Source organism: Streptomyces graminilatus, from assembly GCF_001418565.1.
Classification (GTDB): Bacteria; Actinomycetota; Actinomycetes; order Streptomycetales; family Streptomycetaceae; genus Streptomyces; species Streptomyces graminilatus.
Genome location: NZ_LIQQ01000083.1, coordinates 18,472 through 37,103, shown reverse-complemented (window position 1 = coordinate 37,103; position 18,632 = coordinate 18,472). Strand labels below are relative to the sequence as shown.

Below are 18,632 nucleotides of genomic sequence, written 5' to 3'. Positions count from 1 at the left end.
GCGCAAGGTTCGGTTGGGCGGAAGACAATGGGGGTGTGTCCCTTCCTAGCCCGGTTCAGGAGCTTGTTGACGATCGGTTCCGGCGACGCGGTCTCCGGCTGCTGCTCAAGCGTGATGACCTCGTTCACCCGGATCTCATCGGCAACAAGTGGCGCAAGCTCGTGCCCAATCTGGAAGTCGCCGCCGGGCGTCCCCTTCTTACGTTCGGCGGGGCCTACTCCAATCATCTGCGGGCCACGGCCACCGCCGGGCGGCTCCTGGGGCTGCCCACGGTCGGCGTGGTCCGGGGGCAGGAACTCGCCGGCCGTCCCCTTAATCCCTCCCTCGCCCATTGCGTGGCGAACGGCATGCGTCTGCACTTCGTCGACAGATCGATGTATCGGTGCAAGGCCGAGCCCGGCGTCCTTGCCACCATCCGGCGGGCCGCCGGTGCCGAGGACGCCTATGTCGTCCCCGAAGGCGGCAGCAACGCACTCGCCGTGCGCGGCTGTCGTGCCCTCGGTGAGGAGCTGCGCGGGCAAGCCGATGTCGTCGCGGTCGCCTGCGGCACCGGCGGCACCCTGGCCGGCCTCGCCGCCGGCCTCGTCCCTGAGCAGCGCGCCCTCGGTATCCCGGTGCTCAAGGGAGGTTTCCTCGACGCGGAGATACGGGCCCTCCAGGAACTCGCCTTCGGTGGGCCCCGGGGTTCGTGGACCCTCGATCACCGGTTCCACTTCGGCGGCTATGCCCGTACGCCCCCCGAACTGCACGCCTTCGCCGACGACTTCGAGGCCCGTCACGACGTACCCGTGGAACGTCTCTATGTCGCCAAGACGCTGTACGGACTTGTCGCCCTCGCGGAGGAGGGCGCGTTCGCGGACGGGACCACCGTCATGGCGGTGATCACGGGGCGCCCGTTCCCCTGAAACGCCTGCCTGCTCCCCTGTTCCCCTACTCCGTCTCCCGGAAGGCCGCCGCCTCCTCCAGGTCCAGTCGGCGCAGCAGGGTCCGCAGCATCTCGTCGTCGATGTACCTCCCGTCCCGGAGGCGTACGAAGACCTCACGTTCCGCGCCGATCATCTCGCGGGACAGGCGCCGGTACGTGTCGTCCACGGTCTCGCCGGTCACCGGGTTGACCGAGCCCAGCCGCTCCCAGACGGCGTTCTGCCGGCGTTCCAGCACCATGCGGAGCCGGTCGGCCAGTGGCGGCGGCAGTGCGTTGCTCTCGTCCTCCAGCAGGGCATCGAGGCGCTTCTGCGCCGCCCTGGACGCCTGTGCCTGGGCGTTCGCCTCCGCGAGCGTCTCGGCCTGCGCGTCCCGCCCGGGCAGCTTCAGCAGCCGGATCAGCGGAGGAAGGGTCAGGCCTTGGACGACCAGCGTGCCGATGACCGTGGTGAAGGTCAGGAAGAGGATCAGGTTGCGTTCCGGGAACGCCTCGCCGCCCTCCACGGTGAGCGGGATCGAGAAGGCGATGGCCAGCGAGACGACCCCCCGCATCCCCGCCCAGGAGATGACGAACGCGCCCTTCCAGGTCGGGTTCGGCTCGCGTTCCCGGATCCGCGCCGACAGCAGCCGGGGCACGAACGTCCCGGGGTAGACCCAGGCGAACCGGGCGACGACGACCACGAGGAAGACGGCGATCGCGTACCAGGCGGCGTCGACGCCCTCGTACGCGCCGAGCCCCTTGAGGACGACCGGCAGTTGCAGCCCGATCAGGGCGAAGACAGCCGATTCGAGAACGAAGGCAACCATTTTCCAGACGGCCTCCTCCTGGAGACGGGTCGCGAAATCGACCTCCCACGCGCGGTGTCCCAGATAGAGCGCCACGACCACCACCGCCAGGACCCCGGAGGCGTGCACCGCCTCGGCGACCGCGTACGCCGCGAACGGGATCAACAGGGACAGCGTGTTCTGGAGCAGCGCCTCCCTCAGATGTGTGCGCAGCCAGTGGATCGGCATCATCAGGACCAGCCCGATCCCGATGCCGCCGACCGCCGCCACCAGGAACTCGCCCGTTCCGCCCGCCCAGGTCGCGCCCTCCCCGACGGCCGCCGCGAGAGCGACGCGGTAAGCGGTGATCGCGGTGGCGTCGTTCACCAGGGACTCGCCCTGGAGGATCGTGGTGACCCGCGACGGCAGCCCGACCCGGCGCGCGACCGCCGTGGCCGCGACGGCGTCCGGCGGTGCCACGACCGCGCCGAGCACCAGCGCGGCGGTCAGCGGCAGCCCGGGGACGATCAGATAGGCCGCCCAGCCGACGACGAGGGTCGCGAAGAGCACGTATCCCACCGACAGCAGTGCCACGGGCCGCAGTTGCGCGCGCAGATCGAGGTACGAGCTGTCGACGGCCGCCGTGTACAGCAGCGGCGGCAGCATCAGAGGCAGGACGACATGCGGGTCGAGGGCGTAGTCGGGCACCCCGGGGACGTAGGCGAACACCAGGCCGGCCGCGACCAGCAGCAACGGGGGCGGGACGGGGGTGCGGCGGGCCGCGGCGGCTATGGCCGCGCTGCCCGCGACCAGCAGGAGCAGTGGCATCACATGCATCGGTTTCGGCCCACTCTCGTTTCCACCCACCCTGGTACTTCGCGCACTTCGTGCGCTTCGTGTTCCGCGTGTGCTCCGGCTCGGCGTACGGCTTTCCGAGCGGCTTTCGGCACAGCCGTCGTAACCTGGCAATCATGAAACAGTGCACGCATGCCGACGCGCTGCCGCTCCCGGAACCCCGGCCGAAGAACGAGACCTGTCCGGAGTGCCTGGCGGCCGGAACCCACCCGGTGCAGTTGCGCCTGTGCCTGGAATGCGGCCATGTCGGCTGCTGCGACTCCTCGCCGATGCGCCACGCGACCGCACACCACAAGGAAACCGGGCACCCGGTGATGCGGACCTTCGAACCCGGCGAGAGCTGGCGCTGGTGCTTCGTCGACCACGTCCTGGTATGACCGCCCGACCGGCCCGCCGGACGACCACGCGGCGGCCGGAATTTCCGGAAAATCGCCCTCACACCCGTGTGAGCAGGGGTATTGGTGACCGGGGGCGTACTCGTGTGACTCTGGATCCGGACGGTTCGACCGCCTGACGTGTGGGTACGTCAACCCGGCGCGCGCTCTTCCCAATTGGGCCCGCAGACCCCTAGCCACTGTGCGTATACGCATGTTTACTATGAGTGACGACAATCGGTCGGGGTCCCGGGGACAGGAAAGTCGGGAGCGCGGTAGCGTCACCGCTGAACCACGTATCGCGTTACCCGGGGGGCCACCCCTCGGCCCCCCTGAAGAGCTTGTACCACCTTGGAGGTGAGGGTGTCCCAGTTCGCAGGCGAGCCCGCGACCCAGGACTTCGTAGAAGTCCGGCTGCCGGCCGCGGGTGCCTACCTGTCGGTGCTGCGTACGGCCACGGCCGGTCTCGCGGCCCGTTTGGACTTCACCCTCGACGAGATCGAGGACCTGCGCATCGCAGTGGACGAAGCCTGCGCGATCCTGCTTCAGCAGGCCGTGCCCGGCTCCGTGCTCAGCTGTGTGTTCCGGCTGATCGACGACTCCCTTGAGGTCACGGTCTCGGCACCGACCACGGATGGTCACGCCCCCGCGCGCGACACCTTCGCCTGGACCGTTCTGTCGGCCCTCGCGGGCCAGGTCGACTCGACCGTCGCCGAGGACAAGACCGTCTCGATCAGTCTCTACAAGAAGCGCGGCGCGGGACCCGGGCCGGCGTGAGGAACGGGAACGGGGACGGGCCGGTGCGTGACGAAGAGCGCGGCACACGGGGGCTGCCCGCGGCCGGCGGCGGCCCGGACGGGCCGCGGGGCACGGCGGACGCCGGCTCCGGCACCGCCGGTGTCTCCGGCATCCCCGAGCAGGCCCGGCCGCATCCGGAGGACGCCCCCGCGAAGGGCGACCCCGCGGAGGCCGGCTTCATGGACGACGGGCAGTTGGATCTGGAAGGTGCCGTGCAGAGTGCGCCCCTGGAAGGGCCAAGTGAGCTCTCCCCTGTCCGAGCCGACGCTCGGACTCGGGGAGGGTCGACGGGCGGGACGATGAGCGAGCACGAACGAGACGACGCGCAGGACGCACAGCAGACGGCAGCACAGGCGGCACAGGCGGTACAGACAGGGCAGGTGGCGCAGGCCACGGAGCACTCCCCGACGGACCGCAGCGGAGCCCGCGCCCTGTTCTACGAGCTGCGCGCACTGCCGAGCGGCAGCGCCGAGTACGCGGAGCTGCGCAACCGGCTGGTCCGTATGCATCTCCCGCTCGTCGAGCACCTCGCGCGGCGTTTCCGCAACCGCGGTGAGCCGCTGGACGACCTGACCCAGGTCGCGACCATCGGTCTGATCAAGTCGGTCGACCGCTTCGACCCGGACCGCGGCGTCGAGTTCTCGACGTACGCGACCCCGACGGTCGTCGGCGAGATCAAGCGGCACTTCCGTGACAAGGGGTGGGCGGTCCGCGTCCCGCGCCGGCTCCAGGAGCTGCGCCTCTCGCTGACCACGGCGACGGCGGAGCTCTCGCAGCGGCACGGCCGCTCCCCCACGGTCCACGAGCTCGCCGAGAAGCTGGGCATCTCGGAGGAGGAGGTCCTGGAGGGCCTGGAGTCGGCCAACGCCTACTCCACGCTGTCCCTGGACGTTCCGGACACGGACGACGAGTCCCCGGCGGTCGCGGACACCCTGGGCTCGTACGACGAGGCCCTTGAGGGTGTCGAGTACCGGGAGTCGCTCAAGCCTCTCCTGGAGGATCTCCCGCCCCGGGAGAAGCGCATCCTGCTGCTGCGTTTCTTCGGCAACATGACGCAGTCGCAGATCGCGCAGGAGGTCGGCATCTCCCAGATGCACGTCTCCCGCCTGCTGGCCCGGACCCTGGCCCAACTGCGGGAGAAACTGCTGGTGGAGGAGTAGGAGTAGCCCTCCGGGGCTGCTCCCGACCGCTCCCGGCTAGTCCTGCTCGCCGCCGGGCCCCCGGATCCCGAGGGCCCGGGTGGTCTTCTGGTTGATCAGCAGCACCAGCGCGGTGACGGCCACGGCCCCCAGCGCGATGCCGCCCGGGATGGCCGCGCTGTCGGCCTGGAGCAGGTTGTAGGCGACGGGCAGCGCCATGATCTGCGTGATGACGGCCGGCCCCCGGCTCCAGCTCCGTCGCGCCAGCAGCCCGCGCGCGGCGAGCAGTGGCAGCAGCGCGAGCACGATGAGGGTGACACCGCCGGTGACGGCCTGCCCCCGGTCGTCCGGATCCCCGGTCAGCCCCAGTACGAGGATGAAGGCCCCGCCGACCACCAGTGCGAGCCCCTCCAGGGCGGCGAGCACCGCCGCGGCGGTGAGCCTCGGAGGGCGTGGCCCCGCCGGGTCGGGGCTCGCGGAGGCGGGGTTTTCAGGGGCGGGGGTCTGCTCAGCTCTCACTCCCAAAGGGTAGCCCTGGGCCTGTGGCGCTCCGAGGGGTGTGCGGTGCGGTTCCCTGCCGCTCTCCGCCGGATTCCTGTCTGCGGGCCGGTGGAGCCGGCCGCGCCCACGCGGCGGAGCCGCATATGGACACAGCCCCGCGCCCCTGATCGGGCCCGGTGCGCGCCCCCGCTTCTTACTGATCCCTAACCTGCCCTGGGACGAGTACCACCCAGTAGGTACCCTGCTTCGCATGCGTGCACTTCTCGTGGTCAATCCGGCGGCTACCACCACAAGCGCACGTACGCGCGATGTGCTGACCCACGCCCTCGCGAGCGAGATGAAGCTCGAGGCGGTCACCACCGAGTACCGGGGTCACGCGCGCGACCTCGGCCGGCAGGCCGCCGACAGCGAGGACATCGAGCTGGTCGTCGCCCTCGGTGGCGACGGGACGGTCAACGAGGTCGTGAACGGCCTGCTGCACAACGGCCCGGATCCGGACCGGCTGCCCCGTCTCGCCGTGGTCCCCGGCGGCTCCACGAACGTGTTCGCCCGCGCCCTCGGCCTGCCCAACGACGCCGTGGAGGCCACCGGCGCCCTCCTGGACGCGCTGCGCGAGAACCGGGAGCGCACAGTGGGCCTCGGTGTCGCGAAGGGCACACCGGGGACCGTGGACGAGTCGGTGCCGGAACGCTGGTTCACTTTCTGTGCCGGCCTGGGATTCGACGCCGGTGTGATCGGCCGGGTGGAACAACAGCGGGAACGCGGCCGTAAATCCACACACTCTCTTTACTTGCGTCAGGTCGTGCGCCAATTCCTTGGAGAGGCGAACCGACGGCAAGGCACGATCACCCTTGAACAACCGGGCGCCGACCCGGTTATGGATCTCGTGCTGTCCATAGTCTGCAACACGTCCCCCTGGACGTATCTGGGCAATCGTCCGGTGTACGCGTCGCCTAAGGCCTCGTTCGATACCGGGCTCGACGTAGTCGCTCTCAGCCGTATGTCGACGGCCGCGGTTGCCCGATATGGCATGCAGTTGCTCACTTCGTCCCCCGAGCGGGGACCCCATGGCAGGCATGCCACCTCCCTGCACGACCTGACGGACTTCACCTTGCATTCGAAGGTCCCTCTGCCCCTCCAGATGGACGGCGACCACCTGGGACTGCGAACGAGCGTGACGTTCACAGGCGTACGCCGTGCACTGCGTGTGATTGTGTGAGCGGAACGGGCTAAAGTCCTTCCACTCGAACGTTTAGGCCAGGGTCCACCCCATGGAAGTACGGCTGTGACTGAGCCGACACCGAGGAATCAAAAAAAACTTTCCGGTAGGGGTTGTATCCGCCGCTGAGGTTTGCGAGTCTCTACGTGGCGCTCGGGACGGCCCGCAACACCGGCCACCACAGAGAGCCAGAACCCCTCACTCCAAAGGACCACATCAGTCCGTCTGATGATCGGCCCTTCACTTGTTGAGGGATTCGTGAAAGCGTTCACATTCACAAGCAACGTGCATGTAATACCAAGGAGAGGTAGCAGCCATGGACTGGCGTCACAACGCCGTTTGCCGCGAGGAAGACCCCGAGCTCTTCTTCCCCATCGGCAACACCGGTCCTGCGCTGCTGCAGATCGAGGAAGCCAAGGCCGTCTGCCGTCGCTGCCCCGTCATGGAGCAGTGTCTGCAGTGGGCGCTTGAGTCCGGCCAGGACTCCGGCGTCTGGGGTGGTCTCAGCGAGGACGAGCGCCGTGCCATGAAGCGTCGCGCCGCCCGCAACCGGGCCCGCCAGGCAACCGCCTGACAACCCACCCCGTAACAGCCTGAGCTTGGCGGCGCGTACAGCGAGTACGCATCTCCCGCCCCCGAGCCGCAGCGCGCAGTGATCCCGATGCGCATGACAACAAGCATCTGAGCCCCGGACCATCCCATGGTCCGGGGCTCATCGCTGTGTCCGGGGCCTTCCGCCGCGCCCAGGCCCGCCACCGCGCCGGGGCAGGCGGGCGCGGGCTACTTGCTCGCGCGCACCGGGATGTCGAGGATCACCTGCGTGCCCTTCTCGGGCGCGGGCACCATGTCGAACGTGCCGCCCAACTCCCCCTCCACCAGCGTCCGTACGATCTGGAGGCCGAGGTTGCCGGAGCGGTGCGGGTCGAACCCCTCGGGCAGGCCCACGCCGTCGTCCTGGACGGTGACGAGGAGGCGGGCCTCCCTGCTCGTGCCGCCACGGACCGCCGAGACCTCGACCGAGCCGGTGTCACCCGGTCCGAAGCCGTGTTCCAGGGCGTTCTGCAGGATCTCGGTCAGCACCATGGACAGCGGGGTCGCGACCTCGGCGTCCAGAATGCCGAAGCGCCCGCTGCGCCGGCCGGTGACCGTGCCCGGCGAGATCTCGGAGACCATCGCGAGCACCCGGTCGGCGATCTCGTCGAACTCCACGCGTTCGTCCAGGTTCTGGGAGAGCGTCTCGTGGACGATCGCGATGGACCCGACCCGCCGTACGGCCTCCTCCAGGGCCTCGCGCCCGCGTTCCGACTCGATGCGCCGGGCCTGGAGGCGCAACAGGGCGGCGACCGTCTGGAGGTTGTTCTTGACGCGGTGGTGGATCTCCCGGATGGTCGCGTCCTTGGTGATCAACTCACGCTCGCGGCGACGCAGTTCGGTGACGTCCCGGAGCAGGACGAGCGAACCGATGCGGGTGCCCTTCGGCTTGAGGGGAATGGCCCGGAACTGGATGACCCCGTCGGCGGACTCGATCTCGAACTCGCGGGGCGCCCAGCCGCTGGCGACCTTGGAGAGCGCCTCGTCCACCGGCCCCCGGGTCGGGGCGAGTTCGGCCGTGGTCACACCGAGGTGCTGGCCCACGAGGTCGGAGGCGAGGCCGAGGCGGTGGTACGCGGACAGCGCGTTCGGTGAGGCGTACTGGACGATGCCGTCGGCGTCGAGCCTGATCAGTCCGTCGCCGACGCGCGGCGAGGCGTCCATGTCGACGACCTGGTTGGAGAAGGGGAACGATCCGGCGGCGATCATCTGGGCCAGGTCGGAGGCGCTCTGGAGATACGTCAGCTCCAGGCGGCTCGGGGTCCGGACGGTGAGGAGGTTGGTGTTGCGGGCGATGACCCCGAGGACGCGCCCTTCCCGGCGCACGGGGATCGACTCGACGCGGACAGGGACCTCTTCACGCCATTCCGGGTCGCCCTCGCGCACGATCCGGCCCTCGTCCAGGGCGGCGTCCAGCAGGGGGCGTCGGCCACGGGGGACGAGGTGGCCGACCATGTCGTCCTGGTACGAGGTCGGGCCCGTGTTGGGCCGCATCTGGGCGACCGAGACATAGCGGGCGCCGTCGCGTGTGGGGACCCACAGGACGAGGTCGGCGAAGGAAAGGTCGGAGAGCAGCTGCCACTCCGACACCAGCAGGTGGAGCCACTCCAGGTCGGAGTCGCTGAGCGCGGTGTGCTGGCGTACGAGTTCGTTCATGGAGGGCACGTGTGCGAGCGTACCCGCCGGTTCGGACATGGCCGGAAACCGCGGCTGGCGGGGCGGTCGCGGAAAGGGGCGAAAGGCGGTGGAAAGGGTGGCCGGGGGCGGCAGGCGGCCGGGGGTGGCAGGTGCCCGGGCGGCCCCGGAAACACCCGCGGGCCGCGGCGCCTGAGAGGGACCCTCAGCCCTCCCGGCACCGCAGCCCGGAGCAGCAACGGCCACGGGGTGTGCGGTCCCGGACGGCCGATGGATGAGGAGCCGGCGCAGTCAGGGCAGAGAGCCCCGGTTCCTCGATCCGCCTTCCTGTGCGGGGAAGACGGAGGCTCTGGTCGTATGTCTCTCTTGTGTCTCTCTTGGCTCTCTCTACGCATTGTGGACTAGACCACAAGTCGTGTCCATGCGTTGGTTGCAGCCTAGCTCTGATGGATCCTGTGCGGGGGTGGTTCGCCAGGCCAATTTCCGCCGTAATCCCGGTCTGTTAGATTGGTCTAAACCACATAGCTGAACCACACGGCTGAACCACACGGCTCTCTCCAGAACGGCAGGCCCAGCGTGGAAGTTGTCATCGTTCCGGACGCCAAGGCAGGTGGCGAGCTCATCGCCGGGGCCATGGCTCAATTGCTCCGGCGCAAGCCGACCGCCCTGCTGGGCGTTGCCACCGGCTCCACCCCGCTGCCGGTCTACCAGGCGCTCGCGGCCCAGGTGCGTTCCGGTGCGGTGGACATGTCCCGGGCGCGAATAGCCCAGCTCGACGAGTACGTGGGGCTGCCGGCCGAGCATCCGGAGTCGTACCGTTCGGTGCTGCGGCGCGAGGTGCTGGAGCCGCTCGGCATCGGGATGGACGCCTTCATGGGGCCCGACGGGACCGCCGAGGACGTACGGGGGGCGTGCGAGGCGTACGACAGGGCGCTGGCCGAGGCCGGCGGGGTCGACCTCCAGTTGCTGGGGATCGGGACCGACGGGCACATCGGGTTCAACGAACCGTGTTCGTCGCTGCGCTCGCGGACGCGGATCAAGACGTTGACCGAGCAGACGCGGATCGACAACGCCCGGTTCTTCGGCGGGGACATCGGGCAGGTGCCGCATCACGTGATCACGCAGGGTATCGGCACGATTCTTGAGGCTCGGCATGTGGTGCTGCTCGCCACGGGCGAGGGGAAGGCTGATGCCGTGGCGGCGACTGTGGAGGGGGCGCTTGCCGCGGTGTGCCCGGCGTCGGCGCTTCAGTTGCATGCGCATGCGACGGTTGTTGTTGATGAGGGGGCGGCTTCCAAGCTGAAGCTTGCGGACTATTTTCGGCACACCTTTGTCAATAAGCCTGAGTGGCAGGGGATTTAAGGGAGCCACTCGTCTGCCGGGTTCTGTTGTGGGGTGCGTGCCAGTCCGCTGTGGCTTGTCGCGCAGTTCCCCGCGCCCCTAAATGGAGCCGGTCCCCCCTCTTTCGAGGGGGGACCGGCTCCATTTAGCGTCCCGCGATGAACTCCGCCGCCGCCTGGCCGCAGACTCTCGCTGCGCCGTGGGTTGCCAGGTGGAGGGGGCCTCGGCGGGGGGATTGAGGGACGCCCATTTCCACGATGATCGTGTCCGGGCGGGCCGTGAGCAGGGTGTTCAGGGCGGCCGACATCCAGGGGTGGCGGTGTTCGTCCCGGACCACGGCGACGATGCGGCTCGGGCCCGCCTCCGCCAGGGCCGCCTCGGCCGCCTTCTCGCCGGTGAAGGTGCCGGTGCGGGTGCCGGGCAGGAGGCGTACCAGCTCGGCCGCCACGCCCCAGGGGGTCTCGTTGCCGACGGCGAAGTTGGCGAGGGGCGTGAGGGCGGCCACGTACGGGGGTTGCCGGAGCGGCTCGTAGGGGCCGGAGTGTGTCGCCTCCAGGGCTCGGCGGGCCGCCGTGAGGCCCACGTCCGTGGGGGTCGCCGTACCGGAGGTCTTCGGTGCCGATGCCGTCCAGTGGGCCAGGGCCCGGACGCGTTCCGCCGCGTCCGCCAGGCGTTCTTCCGGGAGTTCGCCGGTGTGGACGGCCTTGACCAGGGCGTCGCGCAGGAGCCGTACCGTCTCGTCGTCCGAGAGACCGCCGCCCACGCAGATGGCGTCGGCGCCCGCCGCGATGGCGAGGACGCTGCCGCGTTCGATGCCGTACGTGTCCGCGACGGCCCGCATCTCCATGCCGTCGGTGACGATCAGGCCGGTGTAGCCGAGTTCGCCGCGCAGGAGGTCGGTGAGGACGGGACGGGAGAGGGTGGCCGGGCGGTCCGGGTCCAGGGCCGGGATCAGGATGTGGGCGCTCATCACCGCCCTGGTGCCGGCGGCGATCGCGGCGCGGAAGGGGGCGAGTTCACGGTCCCGCACGATCGAGTGGCTCGCGTCGATGCGCGGGAGGGCGTGGTGGGAGTCGACCGCCGTGTCCCCGTGGCCCGGGAAGTGCTTCGTGCAGGCGGCGACGCCCGCGGCCTGGAGGCCGGTGACGTAGGCGGCGGTGTGGCGGGCGACCAGTTCCGGGTCGGCGCCGAAGGAGCGGACGCCGATGACGGGGTTGGCGGGGTTGGAGTTCACGTCCGCCGACGGGGCCCAGTTGAGGTTGACCCCGCAGGCACGGAGGCGGTGGCCGAGTTCGTGGGCGACCTGCCGGGTCAGTTCGACGTCGTCGACCGCGCCCAGGGCGTGGTTGCCGGGGAAGGACGAGCCGGTGCGGACCTCAAGGCGGGTGACATCGCCGCCCTCCTCGTCGATCGCGACCAGGATGTCGTCGCGTTCGGCACGCAACTGGGCGGTGAGGGCGGAAAGCTGGGCCGGGGAGGCGATGTTGCGGCCGAACAGGCCCACGGAGGCGAGGCCCTCGCCGAGGCGGCGCAGCAGCCAGTCGGGGGCGGTGGTGCCGGTGAAGCCGGGCTGGAGAACGGTGAGCGCGTCGCGGGTGAGTGAGTCGGGGCGGGCGAGTGTCGTCATGGGGTGGGGTTATCCCTTCACGGCGCCCGCGGTCAGGCCCGCGGCCATCTTGCGCTGGACGAGGAGGAAGAGGACGACGATCGGCACGGCCATCAGCGTGGAGCCGGCCATCATCGGGGCGTACTCGGTGCCGTGCTTGGTGGTGAAGTTGCCGAGCCAGACAGTGGCGGTCTGGTTCTTCTGGCTCAGCAGCATCAGGGCGTACAAGTACTCGTTCCAGGCCTGGATGAAGCCGTAGACCGAGGTGGCGACCAGGCCGGGGGCCAGCAGGGGGAAGACCACGCGGAGGAAGGCGGTGGTGCGGGAGCAGCCGTCGACCATCGCGGCCTCCTCCAGTTCCTTCGGGATGTTGACGATGAAGCCGCGCAGGGTCCACACCGTGAACGGAAGGATGAAGGTGAGGTAGGTGATGACCAGGCCGGACAGCCGGTCGTACTGGCCGAGGTCGTTGAGCAGCAGGAACACGGGGATGATCATCGCGACCAGGGGGACCATCTGCACGGCCAAAATGCCGACGATGACGACCTTTCGGCCACGGAAGGCGAAGCGGGAGATCGCCAGGGCGGCCAGCATGCCCACGACGACGCCGATCACGACCACCGTCAGGGACACGATCAGGCTGCGGCCGACCGGGCCCCAGAAGTCGGCGATGTTCAACGCGCGCCGGAAGTTGGCGAGCGTGAAGCCCGTCGGGAGCAGGCTCGGGTCGGGGTCGATGGCGTCCTTCGCCGGTTTGAACGCCGTGTTCAGCATCCAGTAGACCGGGAAGCCGGCCGTCAGGAAGACGAACAGGCCCAGCAGGTTCCAGCCGGCCTTCGACTTCCGGGGCTTCACGGACGTCGTGCCGGGCCCGGTCGTCATGGTCGTCATGCTGCTCATTCGACCTCTCCGATCTTCAGCATCTGGCGCATGTAGACGGCGACTACACCGAGCAGCAGCACCACCGTGAGCAGGGCGATCGCCGAGCCCTGGGCGTAGTCGTTGACGGCGAAGGCACGGTCGTAGGAGTAGGTGGTCAGGAGCTGGAACTCGGCCTCCGGGTGGCCGTTGCGCATCACGAAGACCTGGGGGAACACGCCCATGTCCCAGATGACCGACAGGGTCGTGAGCATCACGATGATCGGCTTGAGGATGGGGAGGGTGACGAACCGGAAGACTCCCCAGGCACCCGCGCCGTCCAGCCGGGCCGCCTCCTCCAGTTCCTTCGGGACCTGGGTCAGACCGGCGCTGAGCGTGATCACCACGAAGGGCACCGCGCCCCAGACCACCAGCAGCATGATCACGGCCAGGCCCTGCGGTCCGCTCGCGAACCAGTTGTGGCCGATCAGCTCGACGCCCGGCAGCTTGCTCAGCAGCGCGTTGACGATGCCGTAGTCGGAGTCGAACAGCCACTTGAAGACGGTGGTCGCCACGATGATCGGCATGCCCCAACTGGCCACCAGGACAATGTTGATGAGCGTCCTCATCCAGCCGCTGACCCGCTGGAGCAGCAGTGCGATCAGCATGCCGGCGACCATGGTGAAGACCACGCAGCCGACGGCGAAGACGATCGTGCGGACGACGACGTCCCAGAACTCGCTGTCGCCGAGCACCTTGCCGAAGTTGTCGAAGCCGACCGACTCGGCCGGCTGGAAGCCCCACAACTGGGACTGCCCGAACTTCTGGAAGGACAGGGTGACCAGCCGGACGAGGGGATAGCCGAGGACCAGCGCGAGGACCAGCACACAGGGGGCGAGCAGGGCCCACGGGATCGCGGCGGCGGCCTTCGGGGGCCTTCTGCCGGGCCGTGCGTCCGTGCCGGTCGGTGGCGTCGGTGGTGTGTGCCGAGCCGGTGGCGGCAGCTTGGCAGGGGTTGTCGTATCAGCGGCACTCATCCGCGCGCTCCTCAGCGGTCCCTCGGGTCGTACGGTCGTTGCGGTCGTCCAGGTCCCATGGGTGGGCGGCGAGCGAGCGGGGCCCTTCCCTCTGGCAGAGCCCCGCCTCGGCCCGCTACTTGACGTTGATGACCTTGTCGATCGCCGCGTCCGCGTCCTTCGCGGCGGCCTCGACCGACTGCTTGCCGGTGCCGATGCTCTGCAGCATCGTCTGGAGGATCTGGGCCTTCTCGACCTGGCCCCAGCCCGGTGCCATCGGCACGAACCAGTTGGACTCGGCCGCCGTGGCCGGGACCGCCGTCGCCGGGTCGTTCTTCAGGGTGGCGAGGTCGGTCTTGTTGTTGGGCAGGTTGCCCTTGGCCATCAGGCCCTTCTGGCCGCTCGCTCCGGTGTAGGCGTTGATCCACTCGGCGGCGACCGTCTGGGCCTTCGACCTGACCGGGACGGCGAGGTCGGAACCGCCCAGGAACACCGGCATGTTCTTGCCGGACGGGCCGGGCATGACGAAGTTCTCCAGGTTGCCCTTGAGCTTGCCGGTCTTGTCGTTCTCCGGTGTCTCGGCGGTCGCGCCCTCCCAGGCGGCGGCGAAGATCATGCTCGTCCGGCCCTGGCCGTAGACGATGTACCGGTCGGACTCGTCCTTGGTCTTGTCGCCGTGCATGTACTTGTCGATGACGTGTCTGAACTCGGTGAGGCCCTTGACGGACTCCGGCGAGGAGAGGCTCGCCTTCCACTGGCCGCCCGACTCCTGGGCGATCGAGCCGCCGGCGTCGTACACGAAGGACATGGCTGCGTACCAGTCGCGGGTGGGCTGGTACCAGGCGTTGTACTTGCCGCCCTCCTTCTTCTGGATCTTGTCCAGGGCGGCGGTGAGTTCGGCGTACGTCTTCGGTACGGACTTGACGCCGACGGAAGCCGCCACGTCCTTGCGCCAGTTGGCGACGCGGCCACCGGCGTAGTACGGGACGCCGTAGGTCTTGCCGTCATAGGTGACGGAGGCCTTGAGGCCGTCCAGCCAGGCGGCCGAGTTGTCGAACTTCGCCGGGTCGAGGGGGGCGAAGGCGCCCTTGACCATGTAGCCGAGCATCTCGGTGTTGCCCATCTCGACCACGTCGGGGGCCTTGTCCGTGGCGAGGACGGCGTCGAGCTTGGCGTTCTTGTCGGGCCAGCCGTAGTACTCGTGGTTGATCTTGATACCGGGGTGCTTCTTCGTCAGGGCGGCGTCGGCGGCCTTGACCAGCTCGGGCCAGTTGTTCTGCGCGTCCACGGTCAGCCAGACGGTCAGCTCCTTGGCGTCGGCGCCGGTCTTGTCCGAACTGCCGCTGCCGCTGCCGCTGTCCCCGCACGCCGCGATCGAGACCATCATGCCCGCGATACCGATCGCGGCTATCAGCTTGCGCTTCACACCAACCTCCTCAGGGAGCTGGACCAATGGTGTAGACCAGTAGGCGGAGCTTGGCCTAGCCGAAACGGCCTGTCAAGGGTCCGGGAACGCCTTTGACCAGCCGTTATGCGACCTACATATGCAGGAACCTTTAAGTAAGAAGGTGACGGAAATACCCCGCACATCCAGCCGATTCGAGGTAGACCACTGCGGACGGACAGTGAATGGGGGCAGGGTGGGCGCCCGGCCGGGCTTTTCCCTGCGGTGGACTAGACCAGCGAGGGGCGTGAAGGTATACAGAGGAGATCACGGAGCGTGCGAGGACCCATAGCGACCAATCACAGGTCACGCGGGGCGTCGGCCGTGCCACGATGTGCACTTGGACCGGCGGGACGCCGGCCGTAGCGGCGGCAGGAGCCGGGAAGGCGGAGCATGAGCACCGACGTGAGCAGTGCGGAGAACGAGGGTGGGGCTACCGTCCGTACCGCGCGCGTGCCCAAGTACTACCGCCTGAAGAAGCATCTGCTCGACATGACGGAGACCCAGTCGCCCGGCACCCCGGTCCCGCCCGAGCGCACGCTGGCGGCGGAGTTCGACACCTCCCGCACGACCGTCCGCCAGGCCCTCCAGGAACTGGTCGTCGAGGGCCGGCTCGAACGCATCCAGGGCAAGGGCACCTTCGTCGCCAAGCCGAAGGTCTCCCAGACGCTGCAACTCACCTCGTACACCGAGGACATGCGCGCCCAGGGCCTCGAACCCACCTCGCAGCTCCTCGACATCGGCTATGTCACCGCCGACGACGCGCTGGCCGGTCTGCTCGACATCACGGCGGGCGGGCGCGTCCTGCGCATCGAGCGGCTGCGGATGGCGAACGGCGAGCCGATGGCCATAGAGACCACCCACCTCTCCGCGAAGCGCTTCCCCGCCCTGCGCAGGTCACTTGTGAAGTACACCTCCCTCTACACGGCCCTCGCCGAGGTGTACGACGTCCACCTCGCGGAGGCCGAGGAGACCATCGAGACCTCGCTGGCCACCCCGCGCGAGGCCGGTCTGCTCGGCACCGACGTGGGCCTGCCGATGCTGATGCTGTCCCGGCACTCGCTGGACAAGGACGGCCGGCCGGTGGAATGGGTGCGATCCGTCTACCGGGGCGACCGGTACAAGTTCGTCGCGCGCCTCAAGCGGCCCACCGAGTAACGCCACAAGGGCGGCTCCACGGTCGCGGCAGGCCCTGTTCCATAAAGCGGGGCCGTCCCGTAGATTTCCTGCGCGTTGCACAAGCGATCACAGGTAATCGGCGAGGGGACGGAGCCGTGACATGCCGGAAGTGACTGAAGAGTCAGACCTGCCAGAAGTGCCTGAAGCGCCCGAAGTGAGACAACTGGCGGCAGGGCAGCCGGTGGTGACTCCGGTGCGTGTCGTCATCGGGTTCTGCCTCTTCGCACCGTTCGTCGCGCTGCTGTGGGTGGGGTCGTACGCGAAGGTCGATCCGGCCTTCATCGGCATCCCGTTCTTCTACTGGTACCAGATGCTGTGGGTGTTCGTCTCCACCGCGCTGACGATGACCGCGTACCAGCTCTGGCAGCGTGACCAGCGCGCCCGCAAGGCGGCCGCCCTGGACGGGGGTGTGTCCGCGTGAAGGACGGCGTGAACGGCGTGGCACTCGCCGTCTTCATCATCTTCTTCGTGGCCGTCACGGTCATCGGCTTCCTGGCCTCGCGCTGGCGCCGGGCCGAGAACGAGCACAGCCTCGACGAATGGGGCCTGGGCGGCCGTTCGTTCGGCACCTGGGTCACCTGGTTCCTGCTGGGCGGCGACCTCTATACGGCGTACACCTTCGTGGCCGTACCGGCGGCGGTCTACGCGGCGGGCGCGGCGGGCTTCTTCGCGGTGCCGTACACGATCCTGGTGTACCCCCTGATCTTCCTGTTCCTGCCCCGCCTGTGGTCGGTCTCCCACAAGCACGGCTACGTCACCACCTCGGACTTCGTGCGCGGCCGGTTCGGCTCGAAGGGCCTGTCGCTGGCGGTGGCGGTCACCGGCATCCTCGCGACCATGCCGTACATCGCGCTCCAACTGGTCGGCATCCAGGCCGTGCTGGACGTGATGGGCGTCGGCGGCGGCGAGAACACCAACTGGTTCGTGAAGGACCTCCCGCTGCTGATCGCGTTCGGCGTGCTGGCGGCCTACACGTACTCCTCCGGGCTGCGGGCACCCGCCCTGATCGCGTTCGTGAAGGACACGCTGATCTACATCGTCATCGCGGTGGCGATCATCTACATCCCCGTCAAACTGGGCGGGTTCGACGAGATCTTCGGCGCGGCGAGCGAGAAGTACACCGCCGCCAAGGCGGGCGGACTGGTCCCGGCCGAGGCCGGCCAGTGGACGTACGCCACGCTGGCACTGGGTTCCGCGCTCGCCCTGTTCATGTATCCGCACTCGATCACGGCAACGTTGTCCTCCCGGAGCCGGGACGTGATCCGCCGCAACACCACGATCCTGCCGCTGTACTCCCTGATGCTCGGGCTGCTCGCGCTGCTGGGCTTCATGGCGATCGCGGCCGGAGTCGACGTCACCAACCCGCAGTTGGCGATCCCGCAGCTCTTCGAGGACATGTTCCCGTCCTGGTTCGCGGGCGTGGCCTTCGCGGCGATCGGCATCGGGGCGCTCGTACCGGCGGCCATCATGTCCATCGCGGCGGCGAACCTCTTCACCCGCAACATCTACAAGGACTTCCTGCGGCCCGACGCGACCCCGGCACAGGAGACCAAGGTCTCCAAGCTGGTCTCGCTGCTGGTGAAGGTGGGCGCGCTGGTCTTCGTCCTGACCATGGACAAGACGGTCGCCATCAACTTCCAGCTCCTGGGCGGCATCTGGATCCTGCAGACCTTCCCGGCCCTCGTCGGCGGTCTGTTCACCCGCTGGTTCCACCGCTGGGCCCTGCTCATCGGCTGGGCGACCGGCATGCTGTACGGCACGCTGGCGGCGTACGGGGTCGCGTCCCCGACGCAGAAGCACTTCGGCGGGAGCTCGAAGGAGATCCCGGGGATCGGTGAGATCGGTTACATCGGGCTGACCGCGTTCGTCCTGAACCTCGTCGTCACGGTGGTCCTCACGTTCGCGCTGAAGGCGGTGAACGCGGCGGACGGTGTGGACGAGACGGTGGCGTCCGACTACACGGCGGATGCCGGGGATTCGGGCGTGGCCCCGGTGGCTCCGGCCTCGGCGGGCGTCTCGCACTGAGGTTCTGCCGGGCTCGTGGTCCTTCGGCTGCGGGCCCGGTGGGGGCTTGTCGCGCCCACGCGGCGGAGCCGCAAATAGATACAGCCCCGCCCCTTCAGGGCCCCTTCGGGGCACCTTCGGGGCGCTCAACTGACGTCACGACACAACATGTGGGGGTGCTTCAGGGGCCCGGCACAAGATGTATGCTCATGCTCGCTGTCGTCCAGGGGAATCCGGTGCGAATCCGGAACTGTCCCGCAACGGTGTACTCGTACGTGTTTGTGTGCGTGTCCAGTCCGAGGACCTGTCGACAGCGCGCCCGGCCGACCGGTCCGGGCGCCTGACGTCCGGGCCTCGTGGAGTGGGCCGGTGGACGCGCGCGT

The 18,632-nt window shown here is 68.9% G+C and carries 17 protein-coding genes and 1 riboswitch; of the genes, 10 read left to right on the top strand and 7 right to left on the bottom strand.

All coding sequences use genetic code 11. The features are described 5' to 3' along the window. Positions 1-35 precede the first annotated feature (35 nt). Positions 36-905 carry a 1-aminocyclopropane-1-carboxylate deaminase/D-cysteine desulfhydrase gene (locus AOK08_RS09010; RefSeq protein WP_063794036.1) on the top strand — a complete coding sequence of 290 codons (870 nt, stop codon included), beginning with the start codon at positions 36-38 and terminating at the stop codon, positions 903-905. Positions 906-930: 25 nt separating this feature from the next. Here AOK08_RS09010 and AOK08_RS09005 read toward each other — a convergent pair whose 3' ends face one another. After that, positions 931-2,526: a Na+/H+ antiporter gene (locus AOK08_RS09005; protein ID WP_055524936.1), complete on the bottom strand. Its 1,596-nt coding sequence runs from the start codon at positions 2,524-2,526 to the stop codon at positions 931-933. A 134-nt stretch (positions 2,527-2,660) separates the two neighbouring features. Here AOK08_RS09005 and AOK08_RS09000 point away from each other — a divergent pair, with 134 nt between their 5' ends. From AOK08_RS09000 to AOK08_RS08990, 3 genes are all read left to right on the top strand, one after another. Beyond that, on the top strand, positions 2,661-2,921 hold the full coding sequence (locus tag AOK08_RS09000) for a UBP-type zinc finger domain-containing protein (RefSeq protein ID WP_055524935.1): 261 nt from the start codon (positions 2,661-2,663) through the stop codon (positions 2,919-2,921). Between the two features lie 360 nt (positions 2,922-3,281). Then, positions 3,282-3,695, top strand: coding sequence for an ATP-binding protein (locus AOK08_RS08995; protein WP_053744517.1), 414 nt, complete (start codon positions 3,282-3,284; stop codon positions 3,693-3,695). Between the two features lie 23 nt (positions 3,696-3,718). Beyond that, positions 3,719-4,876, top strand: a complete 1,158-nt coding sequence (locus tag AOK08_RS08990) for an RNA polymerase sigma factor SigF (RefSeq protein ID WP_079053922.1) — start codon at positions 3,719-3,721, stop codon at positions 4,874-4,876. Between the two features lie 36 nt (positions 4,877-4,912). On the opposite strand, the gene AOK08_RS08985 is transcribed toward AOK08_RS08990, so the two are convergent. After that, complete coding sequence (locus AOK08_RS08985; protein WP_055524934.1) at positions 4,913-5,374, bottom strand: hypothetical protein; 462 nt, start codon at positions 5,372-5,374, stop codon at positions 4,913-4,915. 232 nt (positions 5,375-5,606) lie between these two features. Between AOK08_RS08985 and AOK08_RS08980 the strand changes: the two genes are divergently transcribed. Beyond that, the gene (locus AOK08_RS08980; protein ID WP_055524933.1) at positions 5,607-6,575 is read left to right on the top strand and encodes a diacylglycerol/lipid kinase family protein; all 969 of its coding nucleotides are present in this window, start codon (positions 5,607-5,609) and stop codon (positions 6,573-6,575) included. Between the two features lie 316 nt (positions 6,576-6,891). Continuing rightward, entirely contained in the window at positions 6,892-7,149 is a 258-nt protein-coding gene (locus AOK08_RS08975) for a WhiB family transcriptional regulator (protein WP_006380970.1), read from the top strand. 206 nt (positions 7,150-7,355) lie between these two features. Here AOK08_RS08975 and AOK08_RS08970 read toward each other — a convergent pair whose 3' ends face one another. Beyond that, complete coding sequence (locus tag AOK08_RS08970) at positions 7,356-8,831, bottom strand: sensor histidine kinase (RefSeq protein WP_198539199.1); 1,476 nt, start codon at positions 8,829-8,831, stop codon at positions 7,356-7,358. Between the two features lie 546 nt (positions 8,832-9,377). On the opposite strand from AOK08_RS08970, the gene nagB reads away from it, so the two are divergent. After that, complete coding sequence (gene nagB, locus AOK08_RS08965; protein ID WP_055524932.1) at positions 9,378-10,163, top strand: glucosamine-6-phosphate deaminase; 786 nt, start codon at positions 9,378-9,380, stop codon at positions 10,161-10,163. Positions 10,164-10,287: 124 nt separating this feature from the next. Here the strand turns inward: nagB and AOK08_RS08960 are convergent, their stop codons facing one another. From AOK08_RS08960 to AOK08_RS08945, 4 genes are all read right to left on the bottom strand, one after another. Then, positions 10,288-11,769, bottom strand: a complete 1,482-nt coding sequence (locus AOK08_RS08960; protein WP_055524931.1) for a glycoside hydrolase family 3 protein — start codon at positions 11,767-11,769, stop codon at positions 10,288-10,290. A 9-nt stretch (positions 11,770-11,778) separates the two neighbouring features. Beyond that, on the bottom strand, positions 11,779-12,630 hold the full coding sequence (locus tag AOK08_RS08955; protein WP_107100893.1) for a carbohydrate ABC transporter permease: 852 nt from the start codon (positions 12,628-12,630) through the stop codon (positions 11,779-11,781). Between the two features lie 14 nt (positions 12,631-12,644). Beyond that, positions 12,645-13,643 (bottom strand): carbohydrate ABC transporter permease, encoded by a 999-nt coding sequence (locus tag AOK08_RS08950; protein ID WP_055524929.1) that lies wholly within the window; start codon positions 13,641-13,643, stop codon positions 12,645-12,647. Between the two features lie 115 nt (positions 13,644-13,758). Then, entirely contained in the window at positions 13,759-15,048 is a 1,290-nt protein-coding gene (locus tag AOK08_RS08945; protein WP_055524928.1) for an extracellular solute-binding protein, read from the bottom strand. Between the two features lie 411 nt (positions 15,049-15,459). Between AOK08_RS08945 and AOK08_RS08940 the strand changes: the two genes are divergently transcribed. The 3 genes from AOK08_RS08940 (at position 15,460) to mctP (ending at position 18,270) form a co-directional block, all read left to right on the top strand. Beyond that, a complete protein-coding gene (locus AOK08_RS08940) occupies positions 15,460-16,224 on the top strand; it encodes a GntR family transcriptional regulator (protein ID WP_055524927.1) in 765 nt (254 codons plus the stop codon). A 157-nt stretch (positions 16,225-16,381) separates the two neighbouring features. Further along, complete coding sequence (locus AOK08_RS08935; RefSeq protein ID WP_198539201.1) at positions 16,382-16,666, top strand: DUF3311 domain-containing protein; 285 nt, start codon at positions 16,382-16,384, stop codon at positions 16,664-16,666. Continuing rightward, positions 16,663-18,270, top strand: coding sequence for a monocarboxylate uptake permease MctP (mctP, locus tag AOK08_RS08930; protein WP_055524925.1), 1,608 nt, complete (start codon positions 16,663-16,665; stop codon positions 18,268-18,270). Before AOK08_RS08935 ends, mctP begins: the two co-directional genes overlap by 4 nt. A gap of 182 nt (positions 18,271-18,452) precedes the next feature. Next, a riboswitch (cobalamin riboswitch) is annotated at positions 18,453-18,575 on the top strand. Positions 18,576-18,632 lie beyond the last annotated feature (57 nt).

Bases quoted from the DNA above. Each gene is read 5' to 3' on its own strand.
- AOK08_RS09005 (WP_055524936.1), bottom strand. From the start codon at position 2,526: ATGCATGTGATGCCACTGCTCCTGCTGGTCGCGGGCAGCGCGGCCATA.
- AOK08_RS09000 (WP_055524935.1), top strand. From the start codon at position 2,661: ATGAAACAGTGCACGCATGCCGACGCGCTGCCGCTCCCGGAACCCCGG.
- AOK08_RS08980 (WP_055524933.1), top strand. From the start codon at position 5,607: ATGCGTGCACTTCTCGTGGTCAATCCGGCGGCTACCACCACAAGCGCA.
- AOK08_RS08975 (WP_006380970.1), top strand. From the start codon at position 6,892: ATGGACTGGCGTCACAACGCCGTTTGCCGCGAGGAAGACCCCGAGCTC.
- AOK08_RS08960 (WP_055524931.1), bottom strand. From the start codon at position 11,769: ATGACGACACTCGCCCGCCCCGACTCACTCACCCGCGACGCGCTCACC.
- AOK08_RS08955 (WP_107100893.1), bottom strand. From the start codon at position 12,630: ATGACGACCGGGCCCGGCACGACGTCCGTGAAGCCCCGGAAGTCGAAG.
- AOK08_RS08950 (WP_055524929.1), bottom strand. From the start codon at position 13,643: ATGAGTGCCGCTGATACGACAACCCCTGCCAAGCTGCCGCCACCGGCT.
- AOK08_RS08940 (WP_055524927.1), top strand. From the start codon at position 15,460: ATGAGCACCGACGTGAGCAGTGCGGAGAACGAGGGTGGGGCTACCGTC.